Annotated in this window: 13 protein-coding genes; 3 read left to right on the forward strand and 10 right to left on the reverse strand. The window is 47.9% G+C overall.

The window, feature by feature from the left end; translation table 11 throughout:
• Positions 1 to 35 precede the first annotated feature (35 nt).
• Positions 36 to 1,331, reverse strand: coding sequence for a 3-phosphoshikimate 1-carboxyvinyltransferase (aroA, locus tag ACQSGY_RS01040; RefSeq protein ID WP_111271089.1), 1,296 nt, complete (start codon positions 1,329 to 1,331; stop codon positions 36 to 38).
• A 158-nt stretch (positions 1,332 to 1,489) separates the two neighbouring features.
• On the opposite strand from aroA, the gene ACQSGY_RS01045 reads away from it, so the two are divergent.
• A complete protein-coding gene (locus ACQSGY_RS01045) occupies positions 1,490 to 1,795 on the forward strand; it encodes a rhodanese-like domain-containing protein (RefSeq protein WP_111271090.1) in 306 nt (101 codons plus the stop codon).
• Positions 1,796 to 1,922: 127 nt separating this feature from the next.
• Here the strand turns inward: ACQSGY_RS01045 and ACQSGY_RS01050 are convergent, their stop codons facing one another.
• Together ACQSGY_RS01050 and gndA are read right to left on the reverse strand one after the other, a co-directional pair.
• The gene (locus ACQSGY_RS01050; protein ID WP_253299272.1) at positions 1,923 to 2,432 is read right to left on the reverse strand and encodes a shikimate kinase; all 510 of its coding nucleotides are present in this window, start codon (positions 2,430 to 2,432) and stop codon (positions 1,923 to 1,925) included.
• Between the two features lie 266 nt (positions 2,433 to 2,698).
• A complete protein-coding gene (gndA, locus tag ACQSGY_RS01055; RefSeq protein WP_184190443.1) occupies positions 2,699 to 4,108 on the reverse strand; it encodes an NADP-dependent phosphogluconate dehydrogenase in 1,410 nt (469 codons plus the stop codon).
• A gap of 212 nt (positions 4,109 to 4,320) precedes the next feature.
• Here gndA and ACQSGY_RS01060 point away from each other — a divergent pair, with 212 nt between their 5' ends.
• A complete protein-coding gene (locus ACQSGY_RS01060) occupies positions 4,321 to 4,926 on the forward strand; it encodes a suppressor of fused domain protein (RefSeq protein ID WP_427050329.1) in 606 nt (201 codons plus the stop codon).
• Positions 4,927 to 5,076: 150 nt separating this feature from the next.
• Here the strand turns inward: ACQSGY_RS01060 and ACQSGY_RS01065 are convergent, their stop codons facing one another.
• Positions 5,077 to 5,676, reverse strand: coding sequence for a hypothetical protein (locus ACQSGY_RS01065; protein ID WP_427050330.1), 600 nt, complete (start codon positions 5,674 to 5,676; stop codon positions 5,077 to 5,079).
• Positions 5,677 to 6,105: 429 nt separating this feature from the next.
• The gene (locus ACQSGY_RS01070; RefSeq protein ID WP_427050331.1) at positions 6,106 to 7,416 is read right to left on the reverse strand and encodes an MFS transporter; all 1,311 of its coding nucleotides are present in this window, start codon (positions 7,414 to 7,416) and stop codon (positions 6,106 to 6,108) included.
• Positions 7,417 to 7,593: 177 nt separating this feature from the next.
• Here ACQSGY_RS01070 and ACQSGY_RS01075 point away from each other — a divergent pair, with 177 nt between their 5' ends.
• On the forward strand, positions 7,594 to 9,069 hold the full coding sequence (locus ACQSGY_RS01075; RefSeq protein ID WP_216517316.1) for an aminotransferase class I/II-fold pyridoxal phosphate-dependent enzyme: 1,476 nt from the start codon (positions 7,594 to 7,596) through the stop codon (positions 9,067 to 9,069).
• Positions 9,070 to 9,240: 171 nt separating this feature from the next.
• Here the strand turns inward: ACQSGY_RS01075 and ACQSGY_RS01080 are convergent, their stop codons facing one another.
• From ACQSGY_RS01080 to ACQSGY_RS01100, 5 genes are all read right to left on the reverse strand, one after another.
• On the reverse strand, positions 9,241 to 9,561 hold the full coding sequence (locus ACQSGY_RS01080) for a DUF1292 domain-containing protein (protein WP_111272262.1): 321 nt from the start codon (positions 9,559 to 9,561) through the stop codon (positions 9,241 to 9,243).
• Positions 9,562 to 9,670: 109 nt separating this feature from the next.
• The gene (locus tag ACQSGY_RS01085) at positions 9,671 to 10,225 is read right to left on the reverse strand and encodes a copper amine oxidase (RefSeq protein WP_111272261.1); all 555 of its coding nucleotides are present in this window, start codon (positions 10,223 to 10,225) and stop codon (positions 9,671 to 9,673) included.
• A 200-nt stretch (positions 10,226 to 10,425) separates the two neighbouring features.
• On the reverse strand, positions 10,426 to 10,671 hold the full coding sequence (locus ACQSGY_RS01090) for a hypothetical protein (RefSeq protein WP_311768674.1): 246 nt from the start codon (positions 10,669 to 10,671) through the stop codon (positions 10,426 to 10,428).
• A 39-nt stretch (positions 10,672 to 10,710) separates the two neighbouring features.
• Positions 10,711 to 10,899 carry a hypothetical protein gene (locus ACQSGY_RS01095; protein ID WP_427050332.1) on the reverse strand — a complete coding sequence of 63 codons (189 nt, stop codon included), beginning with the start codon at positions 10,897 to 10,899 and terminating at the stop codon, positions 10,711 to 10,713.
• A gap of 272 nt (positions 10,900 to 11,171) precedes the next feature.
• Entirely contained in the window at positions 11,172 to 11,591 is a 420-nt protein-coding gene (locus ACQSGY_RS01100) for an organic hydroperoxide resistance protein (protein ID WP_111272259.1), read from the reverse strand.
• Positions 11,592 to 11,714 lie beyond the last annotated feature (123 nt).

Raw genomic sequence — 11,714 nt, forward strand, 5'->3', positions numbered from 1 at the left:
TTCAAGCACCATCCTTTTCTGCTTAACGTGTTAATTTACTCTTTTACCCATTCAACCGAGGCGCCAAGCGCCTGCAAATGATCAAAGTATTGCGGATATGACTTGGCTACATGGTGTGCATCCCGAATACGGAGAGGCTGCTTGGCACGAAGACCTACGACCGTAAGGGCCATAATAACGCGGTGATCATAGTGAGCATTAATCTCTACGCCGCCCTCGACACCTTCAGGACGTCCGTGCACGATAATCTCGGCCTGACGCTCCTCCACGTTTGCTCCTGCCTTGCGCAGTTCATTCAAATAATCCGTAATACGGTCACATTCCTTGTAACGCAGGTTCTCTACATTATAAAACCGTGACGTGCCTTCCGCAAATACAGCCGCAGCTACCATGGCCAATACAGCATCTGTAGCAGCATCTCCGTCGAACTCAATCGCCTTTAATCGGCCGTTTCCTTGAACGTGAACGATGTCATTTTCATGAGTAAGCGGTACTTCCATCATGCGCAGCACATCAACAATGGCACGTTCCCCTTGTTTGCTCCGCTCCATCAATCTGAGGATTTTCACATCCGAATGGGTAACCGCTGCAGCAGCAAGTACAGCAGCCGAGCCCGGATAGTCTCCTTGAACGGTGTATGTTGTTGGCTTGTATGCTTGTCGGCCAGGAACCTGGAACGACATGTAGTCCTCGCTTGCATGAATAACGATGCCGGCTTGTTCAAGCACTTCCAGCGTTTGCCCGATGACCACTTTCGATTTCAAATCGTTCAGAACCTCGATTGTGCTGTCTTCAGCAAGCAAAGGTGTCACAAACAGCAGGGCGCTCAAATACTGGGAACTTACCGAGCCGGACACCCGAATGTGTCCACCCTTGGCCTCGCCGCCTTTAATGGTGATTGGAAGACGTCCTTGCTGATGTTCGACCTGTACACCCATTTGACCCAGAGCATCAATCAGATCGTCATGGGGACGTTTACCCAGAGAATCGGGATACGTATTCACAAAGGTGACCTCAGGGCACAGCGCTGTAACACCCATCAGGAAACGAAGCACCGCACCGGCATTGCCAACATTTAATTCGCGCACATCGCGAGGGTGGCTGCCAAAGCCTTGAATAACGATTTTGCTGTCATCTTCTTCCAGTACCGCACCAAGATCGCGAATACATCTGCGCATAGCGTCACTGTCCTCACTATGTGCAGGGAAGTGAATGGTGCTCGTTCCTTCCGCCAGCGCAGCAGCTAGCAGGTAACGAGTTGTGTAGTTTTTGGAGGACAAGGCTCCGATTTCCCCATTCAGCTCAGGGGTAGGGTTAACGATAACGTCCATGGATGATATTCTCCTTTTATAATGTTAGTGAGAAAGCTGTAATAACTAGTGTAAGGCTGTACCAAGGAGCAGGGTCAGATAAGGCCAAATTGACATCCCCCGTATCCCTTGGGTATCATGAATAGGCGTTAAGTCCATATAGAAAAGAGGACCTGAATATGACACAAGTCGCTGAAATTCAAACATCTGAGCTGCGCCGCCGTTTACAGGCAGGAGAGAAGCTGCAGATGATCGACGTCCGCGAGGATGAAGAAGTCGCACAAGGTATGATCGAGGGGGCCAAGCATATTCCGCTGGGACAGATTCCCGATCGCTTGTCCGAGATTGATAAGTCAGGCGAGATCATTATCATCTGCCGCAGCGGTTATCGCAGCGAACGAGCTTGTGAATATTTGCAGCAGCTCGGCTATGATGGCTGTACGAATATGGTTGGCGGCATGCTTCAATGGGAGCAAGAAAGCTAACCTCCGAAGCGGGCCGCAGGGCCCGTTTTTTGATACGTTCTACTTGCTACGCAATTCTATATAAATTGAACTGTTATTTACATCTTCAATTCAATTTACAACTCATTCAACTGCAGCGATCACAAGCTTAGACGCGGTAATGCGCTAAAATTAAACGAGTCACTTCGGCCGCAGACAGCGCCGTTGTATCCACTGTATAATGTGCGAATCGATAAGCATCTTTGCGTTCTTCCATAATGGTGCGAATTCGCTCCTCCGCGTTGCCCGCCAGCAATGGACGATTATCACAGCCGCTAACACGTTCTACAATAACTGCAGGGTCTGCTGTCAAGGCAACGACCCATCCGTTGGTCGACATCACTTCGCAGTTCTCTGCCCGAAGCACAACGCCGCCACCAGTTGCAATGACCTGTGCATCGTTCTCCAGTACCGAGCATAACATTCGGCTCTCGGCATCACGGAAATAGGACTCTCCCTTAGCCGTAAATAATTCCGGAATCGTACAGCCTTCCTCCTGCTCCACCGCAGCATCCACATCAATGAGCTGATACTCCAGTTCCTGTGAAAGCATCTGGGCAACAGTTGACTTGCCGGTTCCCATCATGCCGATGAGAATAATATTTTTAGACTTGCTCAAGGTGCACACTCCTTTAATTCAAGCATTTCGTGAGCATTTTTTCCCTATCATAACACAGCCCTGCGAGCGGGGGAAGGCCATGCCTATACCGACAAGGCTTTCGACCATCTCTAGCACACGCGCTTCCTCCTCTTGGACGCTGTACTTCTCCAACTTGATCGCTTGAAGGTCCAGTTTCCCTCTCAAAAAATAAAGTAAAAAGGACCTGGCGGTGTCCGGAATGAAACCGGCCCTCCAGGTCCCTATGATTATTCTACGGTTGAAGCTTACTCCATCCAGTTGTGGTGGAAGCTGCCTTCTTTGTCCACACGTTTGAATGTGTGTGCACCGAAGTAGTCGCGTTGAGCTTGCAGCAGGTTTGCTGGCAGACGCTCAGTACGGTAGCTGTCATAGTAGGACAGCGCGCTGGAGAAGCCCGGTACAGGGATACCTTGTTTCACCGCTACAGCAACAACTTCACGCCATGCATCCTGATAGGATTCCACGATGTTTTGGAAGTACGGATCAAGCAGCAGGTTTTTGAGCGCTGCGTCTTTGTCGTATGCTTCCTTGATGTTTTGCAGGAACTGCGAACGGATAATGCAGCCGCCGCGGAAGATCATCGCGATGTTGCCATACTTCAGATCCCAGCCATACTCGTCGGATGCGGCACGCATCTGTGCGAAGCCTTGGGCATAGGATACGATTTTACTTGCGAACAGCGCTTTGCGCACGCTCTCGATGAATGCTTTTTTGTCACCGGAGAAGGCTTCGGCTTTAGGTCCGTTCAGAATTTTGCTTGCCGCGATACGCTCGTCTTTCATGGCTGACAAGAAACGGGAGAATACGGATTCCGTAATCATGGACAACGGTACGCCGAGATCCAGCGCGCTTTGGCTTGTCCATTTGCCTGTTCCTTTTTGTCCAGCCGCATCCAGAATGACATCCACCATCGGTTTGCCGGTTTCCGGGTCGTATTTGGAGAAAATGTCTGCCGTAATCTCGATCAGATAGCTGTCGAGTTCACCTTTGTTCCAGTCCGTGAAGATTTCGTGCAGTTCCTCTACAGAAACGTTCAATACGGATTTGAGCAGGTGGTACGCCTCTCCGATCAATTGCATGTCACCATACTCAATGCCGTTATGTACCATTTTCACATAATGTCCGGCACCGTCCGGTCCGATATATGTACAACATGGGTCGTCACCAACTTTGGCCGAAATCGCCGTCAGGATCGGTTCCACCAGTTTATAAGCACTTTCCTGTCCGCCTGGCATAATGGAAGGACCTTTCAGTGCGCCTTCTTCACCGCCGGATACGCCTGTACCGATGAAGCGAATGCCTTTGTCCTCCAGCTCTTTGCTGCGACGAACCGTGTCAGGGAAATATGCGTTTCCGCCATCAATGATGATGTCGCCCTCATCCAGGTGTGGAAGCAGCTGCTCAATTGTTGCGTCTGTTGCTTTACCCGCTTGTACCATGATCAGAATTTTGCGCGGGGACTCCAGGGAGGATACGAACTCTTCAATGGAGAATGTACCTGTGAGGTTTCTGCCTTCTGCTTCCTTCAGCAGGTCATGTGTCTTCTCTGGCGAACGGTTGAATACCGATACCGAGAAGCCTCTGCTTTCAATATTAAAGGCCAAATTTTTACCCATGACTGCCAGGCCGATTACGCCAATTTGCTGTTTTGTCATCTGGTCCTCCATCCTTTGCTCCAATTAATTTTATTGAAAAAAAATCTCAACAATACACCCATTTTAACGGTTTTATGTATGAAAGTGAACCCCGCGCCCTCGCCGGGCAGCGATAAAACGCCTCAATTTGCAAAGCTGTTCATCGTATTTTCATAAAATACGTTATTATAGTAAGAGCAACGAATCTTTAGCATAAATGGAGGAGCTTGCAAATGGCCTTTGCACAACTTTCAAATGAAGAACAGTTTTCGCTCGATATCCGAAGAACCTGTCTTTTGGGAGCTTATATGAATGAATGGGGCATGCCCGAGAGCAGAATAGTTCTTTCCCAACCCGTTCGCAACATTCATGTGGAAATTTATTATTTTCCTGCAACGATACAATCAGGCATTTCCCGATTTGTCACTGTGAACTTGTCTCAAGCCACACGACCATCAGGGGAACGAGTCGCCGCAGAGTGGATGCTTGCGCTGCCCACGGAACTAGGGGGTGTAACGGTGGAGCGAGTCAACACTTATGTAGCGGATTTGATTACTCACCATATCGAAAACGCTCCGAACTCCAGCATCCCGCGTGTGATGGAACCAAGTGCACTTGCACCAGCAGCATGGAATGCGACTGCCCTGTTAATCGACGAGCTGCGGGGAGAAAATGAATCTCTCGAACAAATTTACACTGGTCAGGAGACGGTGCCTCTGTTGTGGGTTATCCCAATCACTGCACATGAAGCCGACCTGATTCTAAATCAAGGGATTGAGGAATTCGATGTGCATGTAGAGAATAGTGACTACTCTGTTATTGATCCCCTCCGTCCGTAGAAAGATACGAAGCTGACCGTTCTCCCCGAACACAAGATGCAGCTTTCATTAAAACATTCATTACAACATTAAAGGGCTGGCCCTTAGCCATGAACATGACCTTTGGGAACAGCCCCTTTCAACGTAAAGCAATACTCAAACACCTCTGCCTCATCCTTCCAGCATCAACAGATGTCCGGACAATCGCCGCAGTGCCTCACGGCAGGCGTCAGCCTTCTCTGTATTACGGATCTCTATGGCATCGTGAAGTCGCTCCAGCTCATCATCGATTTCCATGCGCAGCAGCATCAGCCGCTCCTCGCCTTCGCGCGAGAGGAACATCTCTTCCATCTCTTCCGCCGTCGGCGCAGGTTCCTTTTGAAAAATAACCCTTTGCTTGAAGCCTGACACTTCCACCAGACGGATCACTTCGCCAAATAAAATATTCTCCACCGTCATCTGCTGATCCTTGAAGCGTTTCACCACTGCATGCCCGCGTGTATCGCCAATCAGCTTCTCCAGCCACTCGGCAAGCCTCGCATCCTTGATCAGATAATCCCCTGTCATTTTGTAATTCCCGCTGCGCGTCTGTTGAAAACGGAGCTTTACCAGCTTGCGTCCGGTGCGGACTGACAGAATAAAGAAGGATTCGTCCTCGCTCCAATATAGTGAATACCCCTCACGGATGAGGTCTTTGATTAGATTTTGGATATGCCGACGGTTGAACCGCAGCTCCAGATTGCAATATTCAACTTCATAACTCTTGTTCACGGCACTCCCTCCATCTGTACCGGATCAACTCCGGCCTCATGTTTCAAGCGCTTTTGTTACATCGGCTTACCCTATTTTATACTTCATTTTATGTAAGGGTACTTGGTTATTTGACTATTTTTCACCGAAACCGATTATGGACTGCAGCTTTCCGCAAATGCACAGGGGCAAGCTTCCCGATCGATACGCGGTACAACGGATGAAGCAGGCCCACTTTCGTTCGGACTGTGTTGACGCCTTATCACATGACTTGACCTTACATCATCAGATGTTGTAATTTATGCTCCGCTCTGCGAGACAAGACCCATTTGCACTAAATAACATGTTGCTGACATGAAAATCAACCAAAAAAAGCCCCTCAGCCTGTCGGCTGATGGAGCTCCCTAGTGATGAAGTACGTTACATGTCCGATAAACGATCATAATGAAACTATCCTGCCGGAGCGGTTCGAAATGGCTTGCGCGCTAATACAAAATGAACCACCGCCAGCCCCGCCATAACAAGAGCACTGGCAATAAACGGAGCCGGATGACTGATATGATCCCACAGCAGCCCGGATACAATAGGACCCACGACCATACCTGACCCCTGCAGCGTTAGAAAAAAGCCCCAGATCGCTCCGCGCTCACCTTCGGGAATCAATGTGGCAACAAACGCATTCCATGCGGGCAGAATCATGGCATAACTGACACCAATCAGCATAACAATGCCAAAAACAACGGGAATAGCTGTCACTGTTGAGAAAATAAACAGGCTGAATGCCGCCATCAAAAATCCGAGGTTCAGGAACGGTTTTGTGCCGAACCTGTCTACCATTTTCCCCACAGGCAGCAGTGCAATCACTGTAATACCGCCCCCAGCAATGAGAAGCAGGCTGTACAGGTTAGGTGAGATATTCAGATCCGTGCGTGTGTACAATGTGATGACCGGGCTGAGCAAGCCAATCACAAACGACTGCATAAACAGAGCCGGATATACGAGCGGATTCACGTTCAGCGTGCTCCGCACCCGATGCAAGGTCCGTCCTACGCTCTGCTGCAGCCGAATAAACGGCGTGAGCAGGTTCGGCTTGACCGGGTACTTCGGTCTGGCTCCCTTTGCGGCCCCTCCAGCGCCTCCTGTTTCTCCAGTATGCCCTCCCTCAATCACAACTCTGCCCGGGAGAATCATCGCCACCAGAATGACCATAATAGCACAGCCCATCAAAATCAGAAAAATCATACGATAATCATGATTGGTCCGTTCCAGCAGCCAGTTCATGCCGACAGGGCCGAGTCCTGTTCCTCCCAGGGCCGCCATCTCCAAAGCCCCCATTGCAGTGCCATTTTTGTTCTGTGGGCCTGACATCGCGGTTACTCCCGTCATCGCACAAGGCCACAAGGGGGATGTTCCAATTCCCAGAATCAGACAAGCCATTGACAGGCCTAAGGCACTTTTGAGAAAAAGAATCATAATAACCGCTATTAATGTACAGATCAGAGCCGTAACCATCGTTGCTCGAAAGCCAATACGCTCTGCTGCCCAGCCTGAGGGTGCTCTGAACAGATTATCTCCAAGATATTGGAGGGCGAAAGCCACGCCAATGACACCGGCGGACAGCCCCAGAATGTTATCCATATACACGGGAAGAACAGCTACAAGCAGTGCCCCCTTGATGATCTCTACCAGGAAAAGCGTCAGCCACATCGCAATAAAAAAAGGCGATCTTAGTATTTTGGCCGGTTTGATGTCGGTTTGCATTCTTTTTCCCCTTTCACGGTTCATTTGCCCGTCCTCTACCCTTAGTGTAACCGAAGGCATGATGACCAAATCTCACCAGTTCAAAAAATTGTCGTTCATACCGCTTGCATTCGGTTCTTATTTTGCTATACTCATCTTTGTTTACCATTTTACTTAGGAAGGGTTGTGACAGCACTGATGAATCACCACCGTACGCCGCTGTTTACCGCTTTGAAAAATCACGCGGCACTCAATCCCGTACAGTTTCACATTCCGGGACATAAAAAAGGATTGGGAGCGGACTCCGAATTCCGTGAATTTATTGGCGATAACGCCTTCTCCATAGATTTGATCAACATCGCACCACTCGATGACCTGCATCAGCCTACAGCGGTTATTCAGGAAGCACAGATGCTTGCCGCAGATGCCTTTGGAGCCGATTATACCTACTTTAGTGTACAGGGTACGAGCAGTGCAATCATGACGATGATTTTATCCGTCTGCAGTCCGGGAGACAAAATTATCGTACCTCGTAATGTGCACAAATCGGTTTTGTCTGCCATCATTTTCTCGGGAGCGAAGCCTGTATTCGTCTCTCCTGCACAGGATGTCAACCTTGGCATCGATCATGGCGTAACGATTCAATCGATCCGTCGTGCGCTTGAACGCCACCCGGATGCCAAAGCTTTATTGGTCATCAATCCGACCTATTACGGTGTATGTACAGACCTCAAGGCGATCGTAGAGCTGGCTCACAGCTACCAGGTGCCTGTTCTGGTGGACGAGGCACACGGTGTGCTTATCCATTTCCATGAAGACCTGCCGCTGTCAGCAATGGCTGCCGGAGCCGATATGGCTGCCACAAGTGTGCATAAACTTGGCGGCTCCATGACCCAGAGCTCTGTCCTGAATCTGAACACCAAAAACGGGTTTGTCAATCCACAGCGTGTACAGACCATTCTAAGCCTGCTTACATCGACATCCACTTCATATGTATTGCTTGCTTCGCTGGATACCTCCAGACGCAACCTGGCCCTTCACGGACACGAGATTGCCCAGAAGGCCATTGACCTTGCGGAGTTTGCACGTCGTACGATTAATGACATTGATGGCTTGTATTGCTTCGGTAAAGAACTGCTAGGCACCGAAGCCACCTTTAATTATGATCCAACCAAAGTAACGATTCATGTGCGCCACCTCGGCATTACCGGTTATGAAACCGAAAACTGGCTGCGTGAGCATTACAACATTGAGGTTGAACTCAGCGACATGTACAATATTCTGTGCCTCATTACACCAGGTGATACAGATGAAAGTGTAAATATCTTGCTGAATGCACTTCAGGATCTCTCTCGCACGTATTACCAGGTCAATCCGGCGCATGAGCTTGTCGTTAAAGTGCCAGACATTCCTCAGCTGATGCTGACACCGCGTGACGCCTTCTACGGGGATACCGAGGTCATCCCATTCAAGGAATCCGCTGGACGCATTATCTCGGAATTCATCTATGTGTATCCGCCTGGTATTCCGATTCTGCTGCCCGGCGAAGTTATTACACAAGAGAACATCGACTATATCATTGATCATGTCGAGGTTGGACTGCCGGTCAAAGGACCGGAAGACCGCAGCGTAACCAATGTCAAGGTCATCGTTGAAGCTGACGCTATTTTCTAGATGGAATCGTTATTCCGTTAATCGTTACATCCGCAATGACAGACCAGGGCTATGCCCTGGTCTTTTTATGATCTAATTAACCTTATACTTCAGACCTTCAAACTGCATACAGAAGGACAACAAAAGACTCCTTGAAATTCAAGGAGCCTTCGTGTTATTCCAAAAGATCGACTATTCTTGGGAAGAAGCCACAAGTTCGTTGTAAGCCGCTTCTACACGGTTCCACTCTGCTTCGTCTTCGATATTGTAGAGCACCATTTCCTCGTCTTCTTCTTCCATACGCAGGATGATGCCGTCAGCTTCAGGATTGTTACGTTCCAGCAAAAGAGCATAAACGTTATCTTGTACGTCAAATGTCTCTACCAAAACCATCTCCACGTCTTGACCGTTCTCGTCAGTCAGCGTGAGAAGGATCTCTTCGTGCTCATGATCGTGATCATGGTCGTGACCGCAACCGCAGTTATCTCCATGCTCGTGTTTGTGATCGCTCATTGTAATACCTCGCTTCATCAATAGAAAATGTGTAACCCTGCATATCGTAACATGTTCACAGGGCCAGGTCAATTTAAAGGGTCACGATGATCAAGCGTTTGTTTAAGCTTTATTCATTCAGCGCTGTAATCACTTTTTCGGCCACCTGAACGTAGCTGCTATTTGCATTTTCTTTAATGTGGAAACCAATCTGGTACTTGCCTGCGCGACTAAAATCATACGTAAAATCATACGTGCGGAACCAGAAGTTATCCTTCTGTGTTGTCAGCTCCTGCGCTTGAATATCCTTCACCTGGCCGCTCGGGTCCGTTATCGTCACTTTTACAGCAGCGACATCTGTTGTCAGGCTATCCACTTGTGAGAACACGTTGAACTTCAATTTGCCCACATTAACATTCCCAAATACAGTGTCTCCCTTAAAGAGAAAAATATGTACATTCGGCTTGATCACCGTGACTCGCTTGCTGCTGTTATCCCACCGAGCCAGACCTCCTGCCTCCCGAACAGGTACATATGTCGTTCCATTAATCAGATAGCCTCCGTCAGACGCTTCCTTGCCGTTAATGAGCACACGTATCTTCTCGTTCACAGAATCAGCAAACAATAAAGACCCGCCCAGCAAGGAGAATACCATGACACATAGCAGTACTCTTTTCCATTTCATCCCGTCAATATTCCCTCCCCTGCTGCTAGCTATTTGTACATTTATACTGCGAACTCAACCACAAAGTTGCGCTGTTTTTCATCATTTTTCATTTTTTATCCAAAATATTTACCACCCATTGGGAAACGTAAAAAAAGGCTACCCTGCTGTCAGGATACCCCAATACTTAGCTTATTATATATGCGGGATTAGACGAAGTGTCATGATGACACATGGCGGGTGAGAATACAGGGAACCCCTTTACCAACCGCTCCGCCTTCTCTCATTCGTGCAGCATATTCCATTCCTCGCGAGCATGGTGTCTTGCAGCGCTCACATACATCGGACGTGACCAGCTTCATGGATACACGCAACTTGTCACTTTTTAACGCGGGAGCTTTCTTTCCCTTTGCCTTTGCCATCACGGATTCCCCATTTCCCATAATGCTGACTGAATAATGCATCATATGGGGAAACGCCTAATTGTGTGCCTTTAATTTATATCATTAGAACACGTATTTGAATAACAGGAAAATGCCTAACAGAATACCTGCCAGAATTAGCCAGTTGCTGATTTCCCACCATATCCCTTTCCCTCCACCAGATATGATCTGCTGTGATTTCTCTTCATGACGCTGCTGATGAGTGTACACTTCCGATGAGTGCGGCGGCTTGTTGAAGTCTCTGAAATCCATATAACGTCCCCCTTTTTTAAGCAACTTCACTGTTAGCGTAAACGGGTTTACACATCTCAGGTTTATTTACGTCACTTTGGATGTAAAAGTTTCAACATTTTAACATTTTATTCTGTCCATTATACAGTCGAGAGGTTTTTAGCTTCCAAACAGCAATTTGTATTTTAGAACAAAAACAGCAAATAAAACAAAACCTCCGAACACTCGGAGGTCTGTTTTATTGATTTATTTATATTTAACTTTATAAAAAGGGGGATCTTACATCGAAATATTTATGCACGTTCTACTTTAACGTTAACATTTCCTTTGATCGCTTTGGAGTATGGGCAGTAATCATGAGCAAGCTTCACAAATTTCTCTGCAGTCTCTTCATCCAGACCGAGAATTTTCACTTCAAGCTCAACATCCAGCTTCACGCCACCGTCTGCCGGGTCTGCTACCAGTGCTACAGTTGCAGATACCGTACTGCGTTCAATGGTTACGTTATGTTTCTTCAATTGAAACTCCAATGCGGAGTTAAAACATGCGCTGTATCCTGCCGCAAACAGCTGCTCCGGATTCGTAGCCGTAGTTACTTGTCCACCAAGCTCAGGAGGTGTAGCAACGTCCATCATGAATACGTTATCCGGCGATTGTACGATCCCTTGACGTCCACCTGTGTTAATGACTGTTGTTTCATATAGAGTTTTCATATTTAATCTCTCCTCTTTCGATTTCATATTTGTTATATTGGCTAAACATCATTTCGATTAACTCGTTTACAAATTGATTGTACACAATTAAATTTGGTTTGTAAATAGTTTTTTAAATTATAA

It is taken from the genome of Paenibacillus sp. TC-CSREp1 (genome assembly GCF_050171015.1).
Classification (GTDB): Bacteria; Bacillota; Bacilli; order Paenibacillales; family Paenibacillaceae; genus Paenibacillus; species Paenibacillus silvae.

Coding starts and splice junctions, on each gene's coding strand:
- aroA (WP_111271089.1), bottom strand. CDS start 1,331: ATGGACGTTATCGTTAACCCTACCCCTGAGCTGAATGGGGAAATCGGA.
- ACQSGY_RS01045 (WP_111271090.1), top strand. CDS start 1,490: ATGACACAAGTCGCTGAAATTCAAACATCTGAGCTGCGCCGCCGTTTA.
- gndA (WP_184190443.1), bottom strand. CDS start 4,108: ATGACAAAACAGCAAATTGGCGTAATCGGCCTGGCAGTCATGGGTAAA.
- ACQSGY_RS01060 (WP_427050329.1), top strand. CDS start 4,321: ATGGCCTTTGCACAACTTTCAAATGAAGAACAGTTTTCGCTCGATATC.
- ACQSGY_RS01070 (WP_427050331.1), bottom strand. CDS start 7,416: ATGCAAACCGACATCAAACCGGCCAAAATACTAAGATCGCCTTTTTTT.
- ACQSGY_RS01075 (WP_216517316.1), top strand. CDS start 7,594: ATGAATCACCACCGTACGCCGCTGTTTACCGCTTTGAAAAATCACGCG.
- ACQSGY_RS01080 (WP_111272262.1), bottom strand. CDS start 9,561: ATGAGCGATCACAAACACGAGCATGGAGATAACTGCGGTTGCGGTCAC.
- ACQSGY_RS01085 (WP_111272261.1), bottom strand. CDS start 10,225: ATGAAATGGAAAAGAGTACTGCTATGTGTCATGGTATTCTCCTTGCTG.
- ACQSGY_RS01090 (WP_311768674.1), bottom strand. CDS start 10,671: ATGATGCATTATTCAGTCAGCATTATGGGAAATGGGGAATCCGTGATG.
- ACQSGY_RS01095 (WP_427050332.1), bottom strand. CDS start 10,899: ATGGATTTCAGAGACTTCAACAAGCCGCCGCACTCATCGGAAGTGTAC.
- ACQSGY_RS01100 (WP_111272259.1), bottom strand. CDS start 11,591: ATGAAAACTCTATATGAAACAACAGTCATTAACACAGGTGGACGTCAA.